The organism is Pseudomonas sp. 9.3L (assembly GCF_058536285.1).
In genome coordinates, this window is the sequence record NZ_JBZUBK010000001.1 from 1,597,518 (window position 1) to 1,619,989 (window position 22,472).

At 59.7% G+C, this 22,472-nt stretch carries 19 protein-coding genes; 9 read left to right on the forward strand and 10 right to left on the reverse strand.

The window, feature by feature from the left end:
- Positions 1-5: 5 nt before the first annotated feature.
- Positions 6-2,300: a DEAD/DEAH box helicase gene (locus tag AC4LE2_RS07290; protein ID WP_491825122.1), complete on the reverse strand. Its 2,295-nt coding sequence runs from the start codon at positions 2,298-2,300 to the stop codon at positions 6-8.
- Positions 2,301-2,336: 36 nt separating this feature from the next.
- On the reverse strand, positions 2,337-5,813 hold the full coding sequence (mfd, locus tag AC4LE2_RS07295; RefSeq protein ID WP_491828074.1) for a transcription-repair coupling factor: 3,477 nt from the start codon (positions 5,811-5,813) through the stop codon (positions 2,337-2,339).
- 206 nt (positions 5,814-6,019) lie between these two features.
- On the opposite strand from mfd, the gene AC4LE2_RS07300 reads away from it, so the two are divergent.
- Positions 6,020-7,489, forward strand: a complete 1,470-nt coding sequence (locus AC4LE2_RS07300; protein WP_491825123.1) for a glyceraldehyde-3-phosphate dehydrogenase — start codon at positions 6,020-6,022, stop codon at positions 7,487-7,489.
- Positions 7,490-7,628: 139 nt separating this feature from the next.
- On the opposite strand, the gene AC4LE2_RS07305 is transcribed toward AC4LE2_RS07300, so the two are convergent.
- Positions 7,629-8,909 carry an MFS transporter gene (locus AC4LE2_RS07305; protein ID WP_491825124.1) on the reverse strand — a complete coding sequence of 427 codons (1,281 nt, stop codon included), beginning with the start codon at positions 8,907-8,909 and terminating at the stop codon, positions 7,629-7,631.
- 373 nt (positions 8,910-9,282) lie between these two features.
- On the opposite strand from AC4LE2_RS07305, the gene sthA reads away from it, so the two are divergent.
- Complete coding sequence (gene sthA, locus AC4LE2_RS07310) at positions 9,283-10,677, forward strand: Si-specific NAD(P)(+) transhydrogenase (RefSeq protein ID WP_491825125.1); 1,395 nt, start codon at positions 9,283-9,285, stop codon at positions 10,675-10,677.
- 42 nt (positions 10,678-10,719) lie between these two features.
- On the opposite strand, the gene AC4LE2_RS07315 is transcribed toward sthA, so the two are convergent.
- Together AC4LE2_RS07315 and AC4LE2_RS07320 are read right to left on the reverse strand one after the other, a co-directional pair.
- The gene (locus AC4LE2_RS07315) at positions 10,720-11,442 is read right to left on the reverse strand and encodes a glycerophosphodiester phosphodiesterase (protein WP_491825126.1); all 723 of its coding nucleotides are present in this window, start codon (positions 11,440-11,442) and stop codon (positions 10,720-10,722) included.
- A 23-nt stretch (positions 11,443-11,465) separates the two neighbouring features.
- A complete protein-coding gene (locus AC4LE2_RS07320) occupies positions 11,466-12,038 on the reverse strand; it encodes a PilZ domain-containing protein (protein ID WP_491825127.1) in 573 nt (190 codons plus the stop codon).
- A gap of 93 nt (positions 12,039-12,131) precedes the next feature.
- Between AC4LE2_RS07320 and AC4LE2_RS07325 the strand changes: the two genes are divergently transcribed.
- Genes AC4LE2_RS07325 through AC4LE2_RS07335 form a run of 3 tightly spaced genes read left to right on the forward strand, consistent with a single transcriptional unit; the run spans position 12,132 to position 15,361 of the window.
- Complete coding sequence (locus tag AC4LE2_RS07325) at positions 12,132-13,379, forward strand: lipoprotein-releasing ABC transporter permease subunit (RefSeq protein WP_491825128.1); 1,248 nt, start codon at positions 12,132-12,134, stop codon at positions 13,377-13,379.
- 7 nt (positions 13,380-13,386) lie between these two features.
- The gene (lolD, locus tag AC4LE2_RS07330; protein ID WP_491828075.1) at positions 13,387-14,070 is read left to right on the forward strand and encodes a lipoprotein-releasing ABC transporter ATP-binding protein LolD; all 684 of its coding nucleotides are present in this window, start codon (positions 13,387-13,389) and stop codon (positions 14,068-14,070) included.
- Between the two features lie 46 nt (positions 14,071-14,116).
- Positions 14,117-15,361: a lipoprotein-releasing ABC transporter permease subunit gene (locus tag AC4LE2_RS07335; protein WP_491825129.1), complete on the forward strand. Its 1,245-nt coding sequence runs from the start codon at positions 14,117-14,119 to the stop codon at positions 15,359-15,361.
- A gap of 18 nt (positions 15,362-15,379) precedes the next feature.
- Here AC4LE2_RS07335 and AC4LE2_RS07340 read toward each other — a convergent pair whose 3' ends face one another.
- Positions 15,380-15,814, reverse strand: a complete 435-nt coding sequence (locus tag AC4LE2_RS07340; protein WP_491825130.1) for a CBS domain-containing protein — start codon at positions 15,812-15,814, stop codon at positions 15,380-15,382.
- Positions 15,815-15,994: 180 nt separating this feature from the next.
- On the opposite strand from AC4LE2_RS07340, the gene queF reads away from it, so the two are divergent.
- A complete protein-coding gene (gene queF, locus AC4LE2_RS07345) occupies positions 15,995-16,825 on the forward strand; it encodes an NADPH-dependent 7-cyano-7-deazaguanine reductase QueF (RefSeq protein ID WP_491825131.1) in 831 nt (276 codons plus the stop codon).
- Positions 16,826-16,840: 15 nt separating this feature from the next.
- Here queF and AC4LE2_RS07350 read toward each other — a convergent pair whose 3' ends face one another.
- Positions 16,841-17,110 (reverse strand): DUF4404 family protein, encoded by a 270-nt coding sequence (locus tag AC4LE2_RS07350; RefSeq protein WP_491825132.1) that lies wholly within the window; start codon positions 17,108-17,110, stop codon positions 16,841-16,843.
- A 197-nt stretch (positions 17,111-17,307) separates the two neighbouring features.
- Here AC4LE2_RS07350 and AC4LE2_RS07355 point away from each other — a divergent pair, with 197 nt between their 5' ends.
- Positions 17,308-18,009, forward strand: coding sequence for an MlaA family lipoprotein (locus tag AC4LE2_RS07355; protein WP_491825133.1), 702 nt, complete (start codon positions 17,308-17,310; stop codon positions 18,007-18,009).
- Positions 18,010-18,054: 45 nt separating this feature from the next.
- Here the strand turns inward: AC4LE2_RS07355 and AC4LE2_RS07360 are convergent, their stop codons facing one another.
- On the reverse strand, positions 18,055-18,351 hold the full coding sequence (locus AC4LE2_RS07360) for a PilZ domain-containing protein (RefSeq protein ID WP_491825134.1): 297 nt from the start codon (positions 18,349-18,351) through the stop codon (positions 18,055-18,057).
- 268 nt (positions 18,352-18,619) lie between these two features.
- Here AC4LE2_RS07360 and rssB point away from each other — a divergent pair, with 268 nt between their 5' ends.
- Both rssB and rssC read left to right on the forward strand, forming a co-directional pair.
- Positions 18,620-19,804: a two-component system response regulator RssB gene (gene rssB, locus AC4LE2_RS07365; RefSeq protein WP_491825135.1), complete on the forward strand. Its 1,185-nt coding sequence runs from the start codon at positions 18,620-18,622 to the stop codon at positions 19,802-19,804.
- Positions 19,801-20,283, forward strand: coding sequence for an anti-sigma factor antagonist RssC (gene rssC / locus AC4LE2_RS07370; RefSeq protein WP_491825136.1), 483 nt, complete (start codon positions 19,801-19,803; stop codon positions 20,281-20,283). The genes rssB and rssC overlap by 4 nt, the downstream gene beginning before the upstream one ends.
- Before the next feature lie 100 nt (positions 20,284-20,383).
- Here the strand turns inward: rssC and tal are convergent, their stop codons facing one another.
- Both tal and dusA read right to left on the reverse strand, forming a co-directional pair.
- Positions 20,384-21,313, reverse strand: a complete 930-nt coding sequence (gene tal / locus AC4LE2_RS07375) for a transaldolase (protein WP_491825137.1) — start codon at positions 21,311-21,313, stop codon at positions 20,384-20,386.
- 112 nt (positions 21,314-21,425) lie between these two features.
- Positions 21,426-22,436: a tRNA dihydrouridine(20/20a) synthase DusA gene (dusA, locus tag AC4LE2_RS07380; protein WP_491825138.1), complete on the reverse strand. Its 1,011-nt coding sequence runs from the start codon at positions 22,434-22,436 to the stop codon at positions 21,426-21,428.
- Between the last annotated feature and the right edge of the window lie 36 nt (positions 22,437-22,472).

Here is a 22,472-nt window from a genome sequence, read left to right on the forward strand (position 1 = left end):
CGCCTCTAACGCTTGTTCGGAAGGGGCTCCAGCAGCGCGTCAACGTCTTCCGGCGCCCAGCGCCAGTCTCCGGCACGTTCGCCATCCAGTACGCCAGCGGCGAGCGCCGTTTTTTCCCGCTGCAACTGAGCGATCTTCTCTTCTACCGTACCTCGGGTAATGAGCTTGAACACAAACACCGGCTTGTGCTGGCCGATGCGATAAGCACGGTCAGTGGCTTGCTGCTCGGCGGCCGGATTCCACCAGGGGTCGTAGTGAATGACGGTGTCAGCTGCCGTGAGGTTCAAGCCTACGCCACCGGCTTTCAGGCTGATAAGAAAGATCCGTTTGCGCCCTTGTTGGAAGTCATCCACGGGGGCGCGGCGGTCCCGCGTGGCGCCGGTAAGCAGGGCGTACTCCATGCCGCGGTGTTCGAGTTCGCGCTGGATCAATTCAAGCATGGACGTGAACTGAGAAAACACCAGCACTTGGCGGTCTTCGGCCATCAGCCGTTCCAGCATGACCATCAACGTGTCGAATTTGCCGGAGCTGCCAGAGCTGCTCACTGGCCGGGCGGCGTCTACCAGGCGGAGGTCGCAGCACACTTGGCGTAGCTTGAGCAGTGCTTCAAGGATAATGATCTGGCTGCGTGCCATGCCTTTACGGCTGATTTCTGCGCGTACTTTCTGGTCCATGGCCAGTCGTACGGTTTCGTAGAGGTCGCGCTGTGCGTCGTTGAGCTCGACCCACTGGATGATGTCTGTCTTGGCCGGCAACTCAGTGGCCACTTGCTCCTTGGTTCGACGCAGCAGGAACGGCTTGATGCGCGTGGTCAGGTGCTGAAGCCGCGCCTGGTCGTCATGCCGCTCGATGGGCACCCGGTACTGGGCGTTGAACGCCTTGCTGTCGCCCAGCCATCCAGGCATCAGGAAGTGGAACAGCGACCAGAGTTCGCCAAGGTGGTTTTCCAGCGGGGTACCGCTCAAGCACAGTCGCTGCCTGGCCTCGAAGCGCCGCGCCGCATGCGCCGCCTTGCTGTTCGGGGTCTTGATGTACTGAGCTTCATCCAGAATCAGCAGGTGCAGCTTCAGCCCGCTGATACGCTCGATATCTTTGGGCAGCAGGGCATAGGTGGTCAGCAGCAGGTCATAAGTATGCAGTTGCTCGAAATGTTTTTTGCGGCCTGCACCCTGTAGCGCAAGCACCCGCAGCGACGGCGCAAAGCGCGCGGCTTCATCCTGCCAGTTGGGGATCAGGCTGGTGGGCATCACTACCATTGCGGGGCGATCCAGGCGGCCCTCGTTTTTTTCGGTCAGCACATGCGCCAGGGCTTGTAGCGTTTTGCCCAAGCCCATGTCGTCGGCCAGGATGCCGCCCACTTCCAGTGCCCTCAGGCTCTGCATCCAGCTCAGCCCCTCCTGCTGATAGCCACGCAAGGCTGCGTTCAGCCCGCACGGTGCCGGGCTATGCGCAGTGTTCAGGCCATCAAGGCGCGAGGCGAGTTCGCGCAATCGTTCACCCCCTTCCCACTGCAAGGGCAAGCCTGCCAAGGCATTGAGGCGCAGAGCGTCCGGGGTGGGCACGCGTAAACGGCTTACGCCAGCCTCGTGCTGGTACAAGTCTCCCAGGGCGGCAAGCACGGGCTTGAGGCGTGCGTAGGGTAGCGCCACTTGGGCAACAGCCTTGCTATGCGGCGCGTGGGGCAGAGGTACCACCAGCAGTTCGTCATCCTTGCGCCGGGCCAGGGTGCCGGGTTTGAGCAGGTCAGGGTGGGTGCGCATCAGGTTCAACAGGATAGGCAGCAAGCTGTGCCGCTCGCCGTTGACCCGTATGCCCAGCTCCAGGTCAAACCAGTTGTGGTCGTCGGCTTCATCGACGACCGCATACCAGTCCTCCACGGGCACCAGGTGGAAGTTGAAATGATCGCCGTATTCGATTTCCCAACCCGCTTCACGCAGGCCGGGCAGTTGATGCAGCACAAAGCGCAACCAGGCGCTGTCGGACGGCAGTTCATAAGGTTCGCCCGCGCTTTCTGGCAGCGCCTTGCTTTGCCGGGTAGCGGTGCGAAACCCTAGCCCCAGCAGCCGCTCGCGCGCTTGGCGCTCGCTGCCCAGGTCGCGCTCCACGTACGGCGCACTGCTACTGCGCGAAGGAGGGGACGAGGCGGGGGAAACGTACCGATCACCGTAGCCGAAGGCCAAGGCAGCACGGTGCTGCACGTGCCGCTGCATCCGCCCGTTGCGTGGCTCGAACGCGCTGAACTCAACGCTGCCAAGCCATAGCCGTGGGCGTGCCACCCCTGCGCCTACGTTGGCGTACATGGCACGCACGCACCGGCACAGGGATAGGCCCAGCGCTTAACCATTGGGCTGGGTAGCCTTGGCCAGTTGCTCGAGCAGGCTTTCAACCGTATTGAAGCGCTCCTCGGGCCGCTCCATGGGCACCTGGAATTTAAACAGCGTTGCGCCTTCGAATTTATACCGCTTGGGCTGCCCTTGAATCAGCTTGATCAGCACCATGGGGTCTACCGGGGTTTCTGCAGCGAACTCGATGCGCCCGCCTTGAGGGCCGCCGTCGATCTTCAGGATTCCCAGTTTCTCGGCCTGGAGCTTGAGCAGCGTCGTGCGCACCAGGTTCTTGGTAGGGTCGGGCAACAAGCCAAAGCGGTCGATCATTTCGACTTGCAGATCCTTGAGGCCTTCCTCATCCGTGGCCGACGCGATGCGCTTATACAGAATCAGTCGCGCATGCACATCTGGTAGGTAGTCATCAGGTATGAGGGCCGGCACCCGCAGGTTGATTTCAGGGCCGCCGCTCAGGGGCTTGTCCAGGTTGGGCTGTTCACCCTTCTGGATGGACTTCACGGCCCGTTCAAGCATTTCCATGTACAGGGTAAAGCCGACAGCCTGAATCTGACCGCTTTGGCCCTCACCCAGCAGCTCGCCTGCGCCGCGTATTTCAAGGTCGTTGGTGGCCAGCACAAAGCCTGCTCCCAGATCCTGGGTATTGGCGATGGCTTCAAGACGCTTTTCGGCGTCTGTCGTGATTTGCTGGCGTGACGGCGTAAGCAGGTAGGCATAGGCCTGATGGTGGCTACGACCTACACGACCGCGAAGCTGGTGAAGCTGGGCCAGGCCGAATTTGTCTGCGCGTTCGATGATGATGGTGTTAGCGCTGGGTACGTCGATGCCGGTTTCGATGATGGTCGAGGCGATCAGCACGTTGAAGCGTTTGTGGTAGAAGTCGCTCATCACCTGCTCAAGGTCACGCTCGCGCATCTGGCCATGGCCAATGCCGATACGTGCCTCGGGCACCAGCTCGGCCAGGTCTGCTGCGCATTTTTCGATGGTTTTCACATCGTTGTGCAGGTAATACACCTGGCCGCCGCGCAGCAGCTCGCGCAGCAGCGCTTCCTTGACCGTGCTCTTGTTCTGCTCCATCACGAATGTGCGCACCGACAGCCGCCGAGCGGGTGGGGTGGCGATAATGGAGAGGTCGCGCATTCCGGACATGGCCATGTTCAAGGTCCGGGGAATAGGCGTGGCCGTAAGGGTAAGGATGTCCACTTCACTGCGCAGCGCCTTGAGCGCTTCCTTCTGGCGAACGCCAAAGCGGTGTTCCTCATCGATGATGACAAGCCCCAGGTTCTTCACCTTCACATCGCTTTGCAGCAGCTTGTGGGTACCAATCACGATATCGATCTTGCCGTCGGCCAGCTCTTTCACGGCCTCGGCCACTTCCTTGGTGGACTTAAAGCGGCTCATCACTTCGACCCGTACCGGCCAGTCGGCGAAGCGGTCGCGGAAACTGTTGTAATGCTGCTGCGCCAGTAAGGTCGTGGGTACCAGAATGGCCACCTGACGGCCGCCGTGCACGGCAATGAAGGCCGCACGCATGGCCACTTCGGTTTTGCCGAACCCGACGTCCCCACACACCAGCCGGTCCATGGGGCGCGGCGCCAGCATGTCCTCCCGCACGGCTTCGATCGCGGACTGCTGGTCGGGGGTTTCTTCGAACGCGAAGCCTGCGCTGAAGGTTTCGTAATCCAGCGCCGGGTCGCTGAAGGCATAGCCCTTGCGTGCGGCGCGGCGGGCGTAGATGTCCAGCAGCTCGGCCGCCACATCGCGTACTTGCTCGGCGGCCTTGCGCTTGGCTCTCTGCCAAGCTTCCGAACCCAGCCGATGCAGTGGGGCCAGAGCGTCGTCGCTGCCGGTGTAGCGTGCGATCAGGTGAAGGTTGGCCACCGGCACATAGAGTTTGGCGTTCTCGGCGTATTCCAGGGTAAGGAACTCGGCCACCTGGTTTTCGATTTCCAGCGTGGCCAGGCCTAGGTAGCGGCCCACCCCGTGGTCGATGTGCACCACCGGGGCGCCTTCACGCAGCTCGGTCAGGTTTTTGATCACCGCGTCATGGTTGCCTGCGTCGCTGCGCTTTTCGCGGCGGCGGCGTTGCATCACGCGCTGCCCGAACAGCGGGCTTTCAGCAATCAGGGCAAGGGCAGGGTCATCCAGTTGCAGGCCCTCGTCCAGCGGCGCAATGGTGATCGCCAGGCGCGCGTCACTGGCCACAAAGCCCGGCCAGCCGTCCACGGTCTGCGGCTTGAGCTGAAAACGCGCCAGCATGTCGAGCAGCACTTCGCGGCGGCCTGCCGATTCGGCAGTGAACAACACCCTGCCGGGGAATTGGTCGAGGTACTGCGCCAGGGCTGCCATGGGCTGGCTGGCCTTGGCCTCGATGGCCAGGTTTGGCAGCGGGCTGGCAGGGAAGCGCTCACGGCCCGCACCCGTGCCTGGGTCTTCACTGCCCGCGACGACGCGCGGCCAGTTTTTCAGCCGGGCGAAGCAGTCCTCAACTGGCAAGAAGAGTTCGGCAGGCGGCAACAGCGGGCGCAGGTGGTCGATACTGCGTTCTTCATAGCGGTTGCGTACGTCGGCCCAGAACTGCTCGGCCGCCTGTTCGATCCCGGGCAATGAAAACACTTGGGTGTCTTGGGGCAAATAGTCGAACAGCGTAGCGGTCTGCTCGAAGAACAGCGGCAGGTAGTATTCAATGCCCGCTGGCGTGATGCCGCTGTTGAGGTCCTGGAAGATCGGGCTACGGCGAAAATCTACGTCGAAACGCTCACGAAAGCGTGCCTTGAACTGCGTGACGGCTTCTTTTTTCAGCGGGAATTCCCGGGCCGGCAGCAGGCGCACCGAATCCACCTTGTCGATGGAGCGCTGCGTATCTGGGTCGAAGGTGCGCAGCGTTTCGATTTCGTCATCGAACAGGTCTATCCGGTAGGGCAGTTTGCTGCCCATGGGGAACAAGTCGATCAGGGCGCCGCGTACGGTGAACTCCCCGTGCTCGTAGACGGTATCCACGTAACGGTAGCCTGAAGCCTCCAGCCGCCCGCGCATGGCCTCTACATCTAGGTTTTGCCCCACATCCAGCACCAGGCTACCCCCGAGCAGAAACTTGGTGGGCGCCAGCCTGTGTAGGGCCGTGGTGATGGGCACTACCAAAATGCCGTGACTTAGCTCTGGCAGCCGGTACAGGCTGGCGATGCGCTGGGAAACGATGTCTTGGTGGGGGGAAAACAGGTCGTAGGGCAGGGTTTCCCAATCGGGAAAATGCAGCACGGGCAGTTCGGGGGCGAAGAAGCGTAGCTCATGTTCGAGCCTGTCTGCCGCCTGGCTGTCAGGTGTAAGCAGCAGCGTGAAACGCTTGGCGGTGCTGGCAGCCTCGGCGATGGCCAGGCTCAGGGCGGCACCGGGCAGGTTGCCCCAGGTCTGTTTGACCGGCGACGCGGAACTTGCCATGGAGGGTAACGGCGGAAGGCGCAGAACTGGCACGGTGAGGTAAAGCTCCAGGTACTGAGTCAAACGAGGATTGTAGCGGTGGAGCGGGGCGCCTGTCAGTGGTGCAGGAGGCAAAAAGAACGCGGTGGATTGTTCGAACTTCACCGCAGCGCAACGGTCTATGCAGCCGTGCTGCCGGGTGCTCGTTGCGTTGGCCGGGCCGCCGAAGTCATAATGTAGCCCCTTTTTATTACCCCTACATGTGGAAGGTTACCGTGAATCAGAAGCCCGACCAGTGTCTTGGTGAATGGATCGATCGTGAAGCACTCGCCGAGGCGATGATCCCGTTGATCGGTCAGCTTTATCGTAACAATAACGTGGTGACCTCGATTTATGGCCGCAGCCTGATCAACCGCTCTGTTATTGCGCTGCTCAAGGCCCACCGCTTTGCCCGTCATCGTCAGGTCGACTCCAGCGAACTGTCGGTTCACGAGACCTTCCCGCTGCTTCAGGCCATGAGCCAGCTCACGCTGGGCGCGGCCTCGGTAGACTTGGGCAAGCTGGCGGTCAAATTCAAGGCTGAGGGCAATGGTCGCAATGCCGAGGCCTTCGTTCGCGACGAATTGGCAGACGTTGTGGGCAAGCAGTCCACTGAAGCCGGTCACCGCAAGGGCCAAGACGTGGTGTTGTACGGCTTTGGCCGTATCGGTCGCCTGCTGGCGCGCATCATGGTCGAAAAAACCGGCGGCGGCGATGGCCTGCGCCTGCGTGCCATCGTGGTGCGCAAAGGCTCTACGGACGACCTCAGCAAGCGTGCCAGCCTGCTGCGCCGCGACTCGGTTCATGGTTCGTTCGACGGCACCATCATGGTGGACGAAGAGCACAATACCCTGAACATCAACGGCAACCTGGTTCAGGTGATCTACGCCAAGGCGCCCAACGAGGTGGACTACACCCAGTACGGTATCCAGAACGCGCTGCTGGTAGACAACACCGGTGTGTGGCGGGATGCCGAGGGCCTGGGCCAGCACCTGGCGTGCCCTGGCATTGACCGCGTGATTCTTACCGCGCCGGGCAAAGGCAAGCTGAAGAACATTGTGCATGGCATCAACCACCAGACGATCACTGCCGACGACAAGATCGTGTCGGCGGCCTCTTGCACCACCAACGCCATCGTGCCGGTGCTCAAGGCGATCAATGACAAGTTCGGCATCGCCAACGGTCACGTCGAAACCGTTCACTCGTACACTAACGACCAGAACCTGATCGATAACTTCCACAAGGGCGAACGCCGTGGTCGCAGTGCTGCGCTGAACATGGTCATCACCGAGACCGGCGCTGCTACCGCTGCAGCCAAGGCGTTGCCTGAGCTGGCCGGCAAGCTGACCGGCAATGCGATCCGCGTGCCTACGCCGAACGTTTCGATGGCGATCCTGAACCTGAACCTGGACACGCCTAGCAACCGCGAAGAGATGAACGAATACCTACGCCATGTGGCCCTGCATTCCGAACTCTCCCGCCAGATCGACTTCGTCAGCTCCACCGAAGTGGTGTCTACCGACTTCGTTGGTTCGCGCTACGCCGGTGTGGTCGATGCCGAGGCCACCATCTGCAACGATAACCGCGTTGTTCTGTATGTTTGGTACGACAACGAGTTTGGCTACAGCTGCCAGGTGATCCGTGTAATGGAAGACATGGCCGGGGTCAACCCGCCTGCGTTTCCCCAGTAAGCGATAGCCTGTGATGTAAAAAAGCCCCGGTGCCTAATGGCCCCGGGGCTTTTTTTGCGCCGGTAGCAGGGCGTCTTGGCAGCGACTGAGGCTCATAGAGGTAATGCGCCCGGTCGCTGGCAAGCCACGCTGCTACTTCTCACACCGCATGCGCTGTACGCAAGTGCGGGTTAGTGCGGAACAGCACCAGCGTCGCAATTAAACCCATCACCGCTGCACCACTTAGCCACAGGCCAGGCGCTGCCTTATTATCCAGAACATGGATCAGCCAGGTGCAGGCTGCCGGGGTGAACCCACCGAAGGTGGCAGTGGCCAGGCTGTAGGCCAGGGAGAAGCCAGTGGTGCGCACTTCTTTGGGCATGATTTCGGTCAGGGCCACGACCATGGCGCCGTTATAAGAGCCATACAGGAAGGACAGCCACAGCCCCACCATCAACAAGTGACCGAAGCTGGGCGAGCCCACTAGCCATGCAAGCAGTGGGTAGGCGGTGATGATTGCCAGCACCGTGGTGCTGACCAGCAAGGGTTTGCGGCCAATACGGTCGGACACCGCGCCCATCACGGGTAACCAGATGAAGTTCGACAGGCCGATGCACATGGTCACCAGCAAGGCGTCGAACTCCGACAAGTGCAGCTCAGCCTTGCCGAAGGTTGGGGTGTAGGCTGTGATCAGGTAGAAGGACACCGTGGTCATTACCACCATGGCCATGCCGGCGATGATTAGGCCGAAGTTCTGCCCGATGGACGCCAGGACTTCACGCAGAGTAGGGCGGTGGGTACGCGCCTGGAACTCGGGCGTTTCTTCCAGTGAGCGGCGAATGAAGAAAATCACCGGTACGATCAGGCAGCCGATAAGGAAGGGCACGCGCCAGCCCCATTCGCTCATTTCCTGTGGTGACAGGAAGTGGTGCAGGATGACGCCCAGCAGGCCAGCGACAATCACCGCCACCTGTTGGCTTGCCGATTGCCAGCTGACGAAGAAGCCTTTACGGCCCGGTGTGGCGATTTCTGCCAGGTACACTGAGACGCCGCCTAGTTCTACGCCCGCCGAGAACCCTTGCAGCAGCCGGCCCAGCAACACGAGCACCGGTGCCGCGACGCCAATGCTGGCATAGCCGGGCACCAGCGCGATCAATAGTGTACCCATGGCCATCATGCCCAGGGTCACGATCAAGCCTTTACGGCGCCCGTGGCGATCAATGTAAGCTCCCAGCACGATGGCACCCAGTGGGCGCATGAGGAAGCCGGCGCCAAAGGTTGCGAGCGATAGCATCAGCGAGGCGAACTCGCTGTCGGTGGGGAAAAAGGTGGCGGCGATGGCAGTGGCGTAAAAGCCATAGACCATGAAATCAAACATTTCAAGGAAGTTGCCGCTGACAACGCGAAATATCGCTTTGCCCTTGCCTGGTGGAGAAGCCATAAAGGTACCCAATTGACCGTTTTATTAGAGGGAAAGCCCTGTGCCAGACGCCTTTGGCGTGCTTGCTGCAAAGCGTGCGTACGCACCTTGGCGCATTTGTAACCATATGTGTTAGCTGTGGACACAGGCAAATGAAATCCGTTCGGACAGGGAGTGCCGTATAGCATTCCATTGAGGCAAAATCGGCTGCAGTGTGGTCTGCACCATGAGGCGCAGCGGCGTTGAGGGTGAGGTCGAGATAGCCAATTGCACGCCTAACGGGTAATGTTCGCGCCTTGCAGGCTAGGCCAAATTGCACATTGACTTGGCGCCGGCCCAGGTATTTCGAGCTGCTTGCGCTGTGAGCGCAGCGGCCTGTTCTGAAGGAGTACGCATGGCTGTCTACAACTACGACGTAGTGGTGCTGGGTTCAGGCCCCGCGGGTGAAGGGGCGGCCATGAACGCCGCCAAGGCCGGGCGCAAGGTCGCCATGGTGGACAACCGTCGGCAGGTCGGCGGCAACTGCACTCATTTGGGGACCATCCCTTCAAAGGCCCTGCGCCACTCGGTCAAGCAGATCATCCAGTTCAACACCAGCGAGATGTTCCGGATCATTGGCGAGCCCCGCTGGTTCTCCTTCCCCGACGTGCTCAAGAGTGCCGAGCGGGTGATTGCCAAGCAGGTGGCCTCTCGCACCAGTTATTACGCACGCAACCGCGTGGATGTGTTCTTCGGCAGCGGCAGCTTCTCTGACGAACAGACCGTGCAAGTCATTTGCGCCAATGGTGCACAGGAAAAACTGGTCGCCAAACAGGTGATCATTGCTACCGGCTCGCGGCCTTATCGCCCGGTGGACATCGACTTCAGCCACCCGCGCATCTACGATAGCGACACCATCCTTAGCCTCACTCATACCCCCCGCAAACTGATCATTTACGGCGCGGGTGTCATTGGCTGCGAGTACGCCTCCATCTTCAGTGGCCTGGGGGTGTTAGTGGAGCTGGTAGACAACCGCCAGCAGTTGTTGAGTTTTCTCGATTCCGAGATTTCTCAAGGCCTGAGCTACCACTTCAGCAACAACAACGTGATGGTGCGGCATCAGGAAGAATACGAGCGGGTAGAGGGCGTAGACCACGGTGTGGTGCTGCACCTGAAGTCAGGCAAGAAGATCAAGGCTGACGCCTTGCTGTGGTGCAACGGCCGTACGGGCAACACCGACCAGTTGGGCCTGGAAAACATCGGCATCAAGGTCAACAGCCGTGGACAGATTGAAGTAGACGAGGGCTACCGTACCAGCGTGCCGACCATTTATGGAGCGGGGGACGTGATCGGCTGGCCTAGCCTGGCCAGCGCTGCCTATGACCAGGGGCGTTCTGCGGCAGGTACGATTGTCGACAACGGCAGCTGGCGCTTCGTTAATGACGTGCCCACCGGTATTTACACCATTCCGGAAATCAGCTCCATTGGCCAGAACGAAGAAGAACTGACGAAGGATAAAATACCCTACGAAGTGGGCAAAGCTTTCTTCAAGGGCATGGCGCGGGCCCAGATCTCCAATGAGCCGGTGGGCATGTTAAAGATCCTGTTCCACCGCGAAACGCTACAAGTGCTGGGTGTGCACTGTTTCGGAGACCAGGCCTCAGAGATCGTGCATATTGGCCAGGCCATCATGAACCAGCCCGGTGAGCTCAATACCCTGAAGTACTTCGTGAACACTACCTTCAACTACCCCACCATGGCCGAAGCCTACCGGGTTGCCGCCTACGATGGTCTGAACCGGCTTTTTTAAGCGGCTCCGGCCGGTGGCCCGAGCCGGCCGGGGCGCAAGCCTTCAGCGAGTCCCGAGCGTGGCGGTGGCCAAACCGGGAAAGTCTGTAATAAGGCTGTCTGCACCAAAGTCAGCGAGCCGGCGCATCAGGGCCGGGTCGTTGACCGTCCATACCGACACGTGCAGCCCTTGGCGTTGCGCCTTGAGCAAGCGCTCCGGGGTGCACAGTGTCCAATTCAGCGCCAGGTACTGACAGCCATAGCCTTGGGCAATCTTCAGCGGATCGAGCCACGCGTATTCAGCGACCAGGCCTCGGGAGATGTCCGGGACCAGATCGGCCGCCGCCCGTAGCACCTCACGTGAGCTCGAGGTGATCGTGACCTTGTCCAGCACACCGTGACGCTGGGCAAGCTCACGGATGTTCAGCACCATGGTCGCTGCTCGCGTACGCGAGGCGCTTTTAACCTCAAGCTGCCAGTGTTCGAAGGCGCACTGCTCGAACAGTGTCTCAAGCCGTGGCACCGGGCAGGGTTGTTGCCAGCCCGGCCCTCCCTTGCGTGCATCGGTGGCCTCCAGCTGGGCTGCGGTGTAGTCGCTCACCTTGCCGCGTAGGTCGGTGGTGCGCTTGAGCGTAGGGTCATGGATCACCATGAGTTCGCCATCACGGGCCAGGTGCAGGTCCAGCTCGCAGCGTTTCACGCCATGCGCCAGGCACTGCTTGAAGCTGGCCAGGGTGTTTTCCGGCGCTTCACCTTTAGCGCCACGGTGGCCGTAGATCAAGGTCACAGCAGGTTCCTTAAAAGAGAGGGTCAGAGCGTGTCTGTGGCTTGATCGCGGGCCTGGCGACGTTCCATGGCCTGCTTTTGCAGCACGTAACGGGCCATCAACTGGCGCTGGGCATCGGTCGTGCCCTCGAATTCCACGCCAATGGCGTAGCCGCCCTCGGCCAGGGTGTTGCAGTGCACCACCCGTGCCCTGAGCATCATGCCCAGTGCCTGCGGCATGAAGGCCATCTTGAGGTCCAGGCGTGTATTCGGCGGCAAGGGGTTTGGGTCTTGGAAATCCAGCCCGGCCTCCGAAATGACCACAGGTCGCGGTTCGCCGAGTGACCCCAGCAGCATCTGCGCGACCACTTGGCTAAGCAGGTCTATGCGCTTGTTCTGGGCCTTGAGAAAACCGCTCAAGGGTCGATTGTTTTCCCCCAGCTGACGCAGTAGGTGCTGTGATTCGAACTCACTCAGGTGCAGCTCGCTCAACAGGTTGAAGAGGGGAGACCCTTCCGGCGACAACGCGTGGGTGTCGTCCAAGGGGGTTATTTCAAGTGCGATGCGGTCCTCGATACGGTAGTATTCGCGGCGCTCTACTTCATCTGGTGTCGGCATGGCGAACCCAAGTTGGCGGTTGAAGTCCGAGTGTACGACCGCTGCGTCGGCGTCGCCACACGGATGTTTCTTTCACTCCGAACAAGCACTCACATGTTCAGACCTCTTTTTGCCTTCGTAGGCGCGCGCTATACCCGTGCCAAACGTCGGAATCACTTTGTTTCGTTTATTTCCCTTACGTCCATGACCGGCCTGGCCCTCGGTGTGATCGTGATGATCGTGGTGTTATCGGTCATGAACGGCTTCGACCGTGAGATGCGCGACCGCGTGTTGGGCATGGTCCCCCACGCGACCATCGAGGCCGGGCAGCCGATTGCCGACTGGCAAGCGCTGGCCGCCAAAGCGGCGCGCTATCCAGGCGTGGCTGCGGTAGCCCCGTTCACTCAATTGCAAGGGCTGCTTACGCACGAGGGTCAGGTGCAGAAGGTGCTGCTCAATGGCATCGACCCTGCCCAGGAAGGCAAGGTGTCGATCATCGACGCCTTCTTGCGTGAAGGCCGCCTCACCGACCTTGCCCCAGGCGGCTTCGGGGTCATGCTGGGTGACAAGGCCGCGGGCAGGCTAGGCGTGAAAGTGGGCGATAAAGTCACGTTCGTCGCACCTGAAGTCACGGTCACCCCTGCTGGTATGTTCCCTCGCATGAAGCGCTTCACCGTCACCGGCATCTTCCATGTAGGGGCTGGCGAGATCGACGGCTACCTGGGGCTGGCCAACCTTGAAGACTTGGGCCGTCTGCACCGCTGGGCGCCTGGGCAGGTACAAGGCTTGCGATTGAAGTTCCACGACCTGTTCCAGGCCCCACGTGGCGCTTACCAGTTGGCCCAGCAACTGGGCACCGATTACTACACCCGTGACTGGACCCGCACCCACGGGAACCTCTATCAGGCCATCCGCATGGAAAAAAACATGATTGGCCTGTTGTTGTTGCTCATCGTCGCGGTCGCGGCGTTCAACATCATTTCCACGCTGGTGATGGTGGTCAACGACAAGCGCGGCGACATCGCCATCCTGCGCACGTTGGGCATGACGCCCCGTCAGGTGATGGGCGTGTTCATGGTGCAGGGTACGATCATTGGTGTGATCGGCACCTTGGTAGGTGGCGTGCTGGGGATGCTGGGCGCGTTGAACGTCAGCCGGGCCATTGCAGGGCTCGAACGGTTGATCGGGCATAAATTCCTTAACCCGGACGTCTACTTCATCGATTACATCCCGTCCCAGCTGATGGCCCAAGACGTGCTCTTGGTCTGCGGCGCGGCGCTGGCCTTGAGTTTTCTAGCCACGTTGTACCCGGCCTGGCGTGCGGCGCGCACCCAGCCTGCGGAGGCGCTACGTTATGAGTGAGTTGGCCATGACTGAACAAGCCGTATTAAGTTGCCGGAACCTGGGCAAGGCCTACGACGAGGGCCCTGAGTCGGTGGTGGTGCTGTCCAACCTTGAGCTCGAACTGCATGCCGGCGAGCGGGTTGCCATCGTGGGCACCTCCGGCTCCGGTAAAAGCACCTTGCTCAACCTGCTGGGCGGGCTGGATACGCCGACCGAAGGCAGCGTGTGGCTGGCGGGGGAGCAGCTGTCGTCGCTCAGTGAGCGCGACCGTGGCCTGCTCCGTAACCGGGCGTTGGGCTTCGTATATCAGTTCCATCACCTGCTGGCCGAGTTCACTGCCTTGGAAAACGTCTGCATGCCCCTGCTGATCGGGCGTACGTCGATTCCTGACGCGCGGCAGCGCGCTACCCAGCTGCTGGAAAGGGTAGGCCTGGGGCATCGCTTGGCCCACAAGCCGGCTGAGCTGTCCGGTGGTGAGCGCCAGCGCGTGGCCATTGCGCGGGCGCTAGTGAATCAGCCTGGGTTGGTGATGCTGGACGAACCCACGGGCAACCTGGATCAGCACACCGCCCAGGGTATCCAGGATTTGATGCTGGAACTCAGCCGTTCGCTGCGCACCGCGTTCCTGGTAGTTACCCATGACCCGGCGCTGGCCGGGCAAATGGACCGAGTGCTGAAATTGGACGAGGGCCGTTTGGTCCCGCTCTGAACCCCGGTGGCGCCTGGCGCCGCCTGCTTTTTTTCTGGTGTCGCGCATGTTCAGACCCTTGCCTCTTTTCATCGGCGCTCGCTATACCCGGGCCAAGCGTCGCAACCACTTCATCTCGTTCATCTCCATGACGTCCATGATCGGCCTGGGCCTTGGCGTCATGGCTATGATCGTTGTGCTTTCGGTCATGAATGGTTTCCAGCGCGAGATGAGTACGCGCATTCTCGGCATGGTGCCTCACGCTGCCCTGGTGGGCGATGCGCCTATCGATGACTGGCGCACGCTGGCAGCGGCCGCGCTGCGCAACCCCGAAGTGGTTGGCGCAGCGCCCTTCACCGAGCTGGACGGGATGCTCTCGTACCGAGGCGCGATGCAGCCTATCCAGCTTAGTGGCATCGACCCCGCTGAGGAGGCCAAGGTTTCGATCGTAGCCAGCCACATCACCCAGGGGAGCCTTCAACAGCTGGTCCCTGGAGAGTTTGGCGTGGTGATCGGTGAGATTACTGCGCGTCGTTTCCGCTTGGGCGTAGGTGATCGCATCACGCTGATCGTGCCGGAAAAAAGCACCGCCCCTGGCGGTATCACCCCTCGTATGCAGCGTCTGAACGTCGTCGGCATCTTCCGCGTGGGCGCAGAGATCGATGGTTCGTTGGCACTGATCAACATGGCCGACGCTGCTGAGATCAATAAGTGGCAGCCTGGGCAGGTGCAAAGCGTGCGCCTGAAAGTGCGTGATCTGTGGTCGGCGCCTGAGGTCGCGCAGACTATCGTGGGTCAGCTGGGGCAGGGGTACCACCCTGACGACTGGACCCACACCCAGGGCAGCCTGTTCAGTGCCATGAAGATGGAAAAGACCATGATTGGCCTACTGCTGCTGATGATTGTCGCCGTGGCGGCGTTCAACATCATCGCGACGCTGGTCATGGTGGTAAACGAGAAAGGTGCCGACATCGCCATCCTGCGCACCCTGGGGGCTACGCCGAGGCAGATCATGGCAACCTTCATGGTGCAGGGCAGCATCATTGGGGTCATCGGGACGCTGGTAGGCAGTGTGCTGGGGGTCGTGGTGGCTTTCAACGTCAGCACGCTCGTAGGGTGGCTTGAGCGCGTGACAGGGCAGCACATCTTTACCTCGGACGTGTATTTCATCAGCAACTTGCCATCCCAGTTGCAGTGGGCGGATGTCGTACTGGTCAGCGGTGCCGGGCTGGTATTGAGCTTCCTTGCAACCTTGTACCCTGCCTGGCGGGCGTCCCAGATTCAGCCGGCCTACGCGCTACGCTACGAATAGCCACCGCTCGGCATGCGTTCATTCGCCACGGATGTACTGCTCCAACTGGTTGATGAGGCTAGCCTGCTCGGCGATAGCCTCCTTGACCAGATCGCCAATGGAAAGCAGCCCCACCAGCGCGCCGTTTTCAACCACAGGCAAGTGGCGCAAGTGGCCATTGGTCATGGTGTTCATGCAGTGGTCGATGTCCTCGCCGGGCCCGACTGTAATGACTGGGGCGCTCATGATGGCGCGCACGGGTGTGCCCACAGAAGAGCGGCCGGCCAGCACCACCTTGCGCGCATAGTCGCGCTCGCTCACTACGCCAATCACCCGGCCGTCTTCCACCACGGGCAGCGCCCCTACGTTTTTGTCTGCCATTAATTTCAGCGCATCGAGCACCATCTGCTCGGGACCGATGGTATAGACGTCCACATGGGCTTTGAGCTTGATCAACTGCGCGACGGTTTTCATGGTGAGCCTCGTTGTTATGAGTGGCGTGGGCGGCTTAAGCATCGTTCACCCTCTGCAAGGCGACAAGCCCGCTGCCGATATCAAGCGCATGGACGTCGCACGCTGACGATAGGTTAAGGGTAGGAGTGGCGCAGAGGTGTCGGTAGAATAGCCGCCTGTTCATCGTATTCAGGTCGCCCGATGCATCCCGCCGCTGAAGATTCTCCTCTGGGTAAAGCCAGCCAGTACGTCTCGACGTACACACCAGGCTTGTTGTTCCCTATTCCACGGCTCGTCAAATGGGCTGAGCTGGGGCTCACCGCCGATACCCTGCCGTACGTAGGGGTAGACGTTTGGAATTGCTACGAGCTCTCGTGGCTGCTGCCCTCCGGGAAGCCTGTGATCGCCATTGGCACGTTCAGTGTTCCGGCAGATTCGCCCAATATCATCGAGAGCAAATCCTTCAAGCTGTACCTGAACTCGCTCAATCAAAGCTGTTTTGAGGATGAAGAGCAGGTTCAAGCGTGCCTGGCGAGAGACTTGAGTGCAGCGGCAGGCAAGCCTGTGCAGGTGAGCCTCATGAGCGTGGCCGAGGTAGAAGCGCGGGGCATGAAGCCCTTGCCAGGTGTCTGCGTGGATTCTCTAGAAATAACCCCCACCGACTACAGTCACCCGCGGCCTGAGCTGCTGCGCTGCGACCCTACGCGCGTAGTGGAAGAGAAACTGCACAGTCACCTGTTGCGCTCCAACTGTCCTGTGACGGGCCAGCCTGATTGGGGCAGCCTTGCGGTGTGCTACACGGGCGCTGCATTGGACCACGCAAGCTTGTTGGCGTACCTGGTAAGCTTTAGAGAACATTCCGACTTCCACGAACAGTGCGTAGAACGGGTGTTCCTTGATTTGCAGCGCTTGCTCAAGCCTGAACGGCTGACAGTGTTTGCCCGCTATGTGCGCCGCGGGGGGCTGGATATCAACCCCTACCGCAGTACCCATGAACAGGCGTTCGATAACGCTCGAGTGGCGCGTCAGTAGGCGCCACGGAGTGTTTTAAATACCAATGCTGCCGAGCGTCTGCATGATGTTGCGCAGCGTACCTGCCAAGCCGGGGTGGCTGACTTCAAAGCGTTCCGCCGCAAGGTTCACGCCATCCACCAGGCTCTCGCCCTGAGTGGCGTGAGCATTTTCCAGTTCCAGGCGTGCCTGGATCTGGGTCATCAAGTCTTGGAGTTCAGCCTGCTCCTCCTGCGTGGCAGGGGGGTTGCGGTCGTATTCTTCACGCAGTTCCGCGAGTTGTCGTTGCAATTCAAGGGCTGGCATAACGTTCTCCTAATGAGTCAGCACAGGCATTGACCACCTGGGGCTCCTAAAAAATCCCTTACCCGCTGACGGCTGCCGCATAGCGAACCGCAGGCCCCTGGATGTGGTCTGCGCAAGGGGCCGGTTAGGCTTTATACTCCAAGCGTTTTGATAAGGGCAGGCGAGATGCTTTTTGCCCACTCCATGAGGATCTGATTATGCGTTGCAAGGGTGCGGCCCTGTTAAATCGTTTCGCGGGTGCTTGCCTCATGGCGGGCCTGGTCGTTGCACCGGCAGTCAGCCAGGCAGCGGAGGACGATCCATGGGAAGGCGTGAACCGAGCGATTTTCCGCTTCAACGATACGCTGGATACTTACACCCTCAAGCCTCTCGCCAAGGGCTATGAAGCCGTTACGCCGCAGTTTCTGGAAGACGGCATCCACAATATGTTCAGGAATGTGGGAGACGTCACAAATCTGCTAAATAACGTGCTGCAGGCCAAACCTGCTGCGGCAGGTACCGATACCGCACGGTTGATTTTCAATACTACATTCGGCCTGTTGGGGTTCTTCGATGTGGGCTCTCGCATGGGCCTGCAGCGTAATGACGAAGACTTTGGGCAGACCCTGGGGTATTGGGGCGTCTCCAGCGGGCCGTACGTAATGTTGCCGTTCTTTGGCCCTAGCACGGTGCGTGACGCTTTGGGCAAGTACCCTGACACCTACGCTCGGCCCTACCGCTACATCGATCACGTGCCAACGCGCAACACGATCCTGGCGACCGACATCATAGATACCCGCGCCAGCCTGCTGCCGGCCGAGAAGCTCATCAATGGAGATAAATACCTTTTCCTGCGCAATGCCTACTTGCAAAACCGGGAATTCAAGGTAAGGGACGGCCAGGTAGAAGACGACTTCTAGCCGTAGACCAAGGGTGGGGCTCTTGTGATCCCCACCCTCGCGGGGCTACTGCTTGATAACGCTCAGGCCCAGCAGGCGGGACCCATCGGGCAGGTCTTCAACACGCACCACTTCAGTCATGGCGTTGTAGTCATCAAGGTCCTTTGAGTGGGACGGCAGGTGAACACCTACTCGGTCACCCAGCTTCCATGTACAGGTTGCTTTCAACCCGATGCCATTCCCGGAAAGGTCATGACAGATGGCCTGGATTTTTTCATTCCCCATGGTCGCTTCGACTTCAGCGTCGACTGTCATGCGGATGAAATCCCGTTTTTCGCTGTACTGCTGATCCAGCTGGCCCATGTTCTCTTCCTTTGATGGGTGAAAAAGCTTCCACGGATTTATAACGCTGTGCCAATTAAGGTGTAAAGGGTTCTTTCGACCATCGGTGCCTGCTTGAAACCCCAGGCGGATGGGAGTACCGTCTGCGCCTTACAGGGCACCTCTGTTGTTTGCCGGTCGCGGTTATACACCTGTACCGCAGGAGAGGGGCCAGAAAAGAAACCAGCGATGCTGTCTGCCCCGGCCGAGCCTCCCTGATGCCAACCCATTTCTGGCGCCGTTTGCCCACATGCAAAACTCCAGTGCAACGCTGCTCATAATCGACGATGACGATGTAGTGCGCGCCAGCCTGGCGGCCTATCTGGAAGACAGCGGTTTCCACGTTCTTCAAGCCAACAACGGCCAGAAGGGGTTGGATGTTTTCGAAGAGGCTAACCCGGACCTGGTGATCTGCGACCTGCGCATGCCTCAGGTTGGTGGCCTGGACATTATCCGTCAGATCACCGAGCGTGGCGCCACAGTGCCCATTATCGTGGTGTCAGGTGCGGGTGTGATGAATGATGCCGTTGAGGCCCTGCGCCTAGGCGCTGCGGATTACCTCATAAAACCTCTGGAAGACCTTGCTGTCCTTGAGCACTCCGTTCACCGCGCCCTGGACCGCTCGCGCCTGATGCGAGAAAACCAGCGGTACCGCGAAAAGCTCGAAACGGCCAACCGGGAGCTTGAGGCCAGCCTTCACCTGCTTCAGGAGGACCAAAACGCAGGCCGACAAGTGCAGATGAATATGCTGCCGGTCAACCCTTGGGCAAGCGGCGGCTTTCGCTTCGAGCACCAGATCATTCCATCGCTCTACCTGTCTGGGGATTTCGTCGACTGTTTCAGGGTGGATGATCACAGACTGGCGTTTTATTTGGCCGATGTGTCCGGGCACGGCGCTTCGTCGGCTTTTGTCACGGTGCTCTTGAAATTCATGACCACCCGCCTGATGTTCGAGTCACGCCGTAATGGTTTGATGCCTGACTTCCGGCCATCCGATGTGCTCTCCCACATCAATCGTGGCTTGATCAATTGCAAGCTGGGCAAGCATGTGACCATGGTGGGCGGCGTTATCGACGAGGAAACCAGCCTGCTGACGTACAGCATAGGCGGCCACTTGCCCTTGCCGGTGTTCTTTACCGGTGACAAGGCGCATTATCTGGAAGGGCGTGGCCTACCCGTAGGCCTGTTCGATGAGGCCAGCTACACAAATCACGTGATCGCGCTGCCGGAGCGGTTCAGCCTCACGTTGTTCTCAGATGGCATCCTGGACCTTTTACCAGGTGAAACGCTCAAACATAAAGAAGCTGCCTTGCCGGAAATCGTCAAGGCAGCGGGCGGAAGCCTGGATGGCTTGCGCAAGAAGTTTGGATTGGCCACCCTTGGAGAGATGCCGGATGACATCGCCATGTTGGTGCTTAGCAGGAATTTTGAATGAGTACCGGTAGAATCCAGTTTGCCGAGCAGAGCGGGACGTTTGTCCTCAAGTTTGTTGGGGAAGTACGCCTCACGCTTTGTTCGGCGCTGGATGCAACCATCGAGCGGATATTCTCCGCTCTGGATTTTTCAGCCATTGTCATCGACCTGACCGAGACGCGCAGCATTGACAGCACTACGCTGGGGCTATTGGCCAAGCTGTCAATCTTGTCACGGCAGAAGATCGGCTTGTTGCCTACGTTGGTTACCACGCACGAGGACATCACTCGGCTGCTAGCCTCTATGGGCTTTGATCAGGTCTTCAACATTGTTGACCGGCCTATACCCTGTTCGGATTGCCTAACGGATCTTCCGTCACAGGATCAATCTGAGGATGTGGTGCGGTCCAAGGTCCTGGAGGCGCACCGGATTCTCATGGGCTTGAATGACTCTAACCGTGAAGCCTTCCACGATCTGGTCAATGCGCTGGAGCGCAGTTAGGCCGAATGGCCGATGCTGCCCCATACACAGCTGGGAATCACCGCAATCCTCTCATTACTGAAGACGCTGGCCCACAGGAAGGGCCAGCGCTGCCTTCATTTCAGGCTTTGTATTCGCGGATGATCTTCTCGAGCTTTTCCTGGTCCCGTGCAAACTGACGAATACCTTCAGCCAGTTTTTCAGTGGCCATGGCGTCTTCGTTGGACATCCAGCGGAACCTAGTCTCGTCCAATTGCAGCTTGGCTTCACCGCCGTTACCTGGCGCGAGCTTACGTTCGAGGGTGCCTTCATCCTGGAGCAATTTGTCCAGCAAGTCAGGGCTGATGGTCAGGCGGTCGCAGCCAGCGAGCTGCTCGATCTGGCTAGTGTTGCGGAAGCTTGCGCCCATCACCACCGTGTTGTAACCGTTGGCTTTGTAGTAGTTGTAGATGCGCGTCACAGACTGCACGCCTGGATCTTCGGCACCGGTGTAATCGGTGTCATTGGCCTTTTTGTACCAGTCGTAGATGCGGCCTACGAACGGCGAAATAAGGAAGACGCCTGCGTCGGCGCACGCTGCGGCTTGGGCAAACGAGAAGAGGAGGGTGAGGTTGCACTGAATGCCTTCCTTCTCAAGCTGCTCCGCAGCGCGAATGCCTTCCCAGGTGGAGGCTAGCTTGATGAGTACGCGGTCCTTGCTAACGCCGGCTTTGTCATACAGTTCGATGATATGACGAGCCTTGTTCAGCATGGCCTCGGTGTCGAATGACAGACGTGCGTCAACTTCGGTGGAGATGCGGCCATCAATGAATTTGAGGATTTCGCCCCCTACCGCAACCGACAATGCGTCGGCGGCAACGCTTACGTCCCCATTCGCATCACCAATGGTCTTTTTAAGGACTTCGGCATAGCCTGGCAGGCTGGCGGCCTTGAGGAGCAATGATGGGTTGGTGGTTGCGTCTTGTGGCTTCAGACGCTTGATGGCGTCCAGGTCGCCGGTATCAGCCACAATGGTGGTGAATTGTTTCAGTTGTTCCAGCTTGGAAGTCATAAGCGTTCTCTGTCCTATACGGATTGACGACATTACCCCAGCGGCGTCTGGCCCTCAATGGTCGAGCGCGGGGTGTAGGCGTTCGAGTGCGCCGGTCACGGCGGGTTCCTGTTTAACGACCTTCGAGCAACACGGCGGCTTGATCCAGTAGTGCGAGCGGTGTCGTGGTTTTATGAATATCCACCGACAGCAACTGGCGAAAGCGTCGGGCACCGGGGAACCCTTGGCCCAGCCCTAGCATGTGCCGAGTGACGTGGTGCATGGCGCCGCCTGCGGCGAGATGGGCAGCGATATAAGGCCGCATGCGCGCGAGCGCTTCACTTCGGCTGATCGCAGGGGCAGTGCTACCAAACAGCTGCTGATCAACGTGGGCCAGCAGGTACGGGTTGTGGTAAGCCTCCCGACCCAGCATCACGCCATCGAACGTGTGCAGGTGAGCCAGGCAGTCCTCCAGGGTTTTTATCCCGCCATTGAGGATGATTTCGAGATTAGGGTAATCGGCCTTGAGCCGTGCGACCACGTCATAGCGCAAGGGGGGAATATCGCGATTCTCCTTGGGCGACAGGCCTTCAAGGATTGCGATACGCGCATGCACGGTAAAGCTGGTACAACCTGTTTCTGCCAAGTGGCCCACGAAGTCGCACAACTGTTCGTAGCTGTCCCGGCCGTTGATACCAATACGGTGCTTGACGGTGACCGGTAGGCTTACTGCATCTTGCATGGCCTTGATGCACTGGGCGACCAGTGCAGGGTGGGCCATCAGACAGGCGCCGATCATGTTGTTCTGCACGCGATCACTGGGGCAACCTACGTTGAGGTTCACCTCGTCGTAACCGGCGGCTTGGGCCTGCTTGGCGCAGGCTGCCAGATCTGCCGGGTTGCTGCCGCCCAACTGCAAGGCCAGTGGGTATTCCGCTGCATCATGCTGAAGAAACCGCCCAGTATCACCATTGAGCAAGGCGCCGGTGGTCACCATTTCCGTGTACAGCAACGCGCGACTGGACAACTGCCTCAGGAAGTATCGACAGTGATGGTCAGTCCAATCCATCATGGGTGCCACACTGAAGCGGCGAGACAGTGCAGGCCGCGTGGTTACTGGGGTTGGAATGGTTTCGGGTGTCATATCAGGAATCAAGTTCTAGGCTATTTTTACCACTTT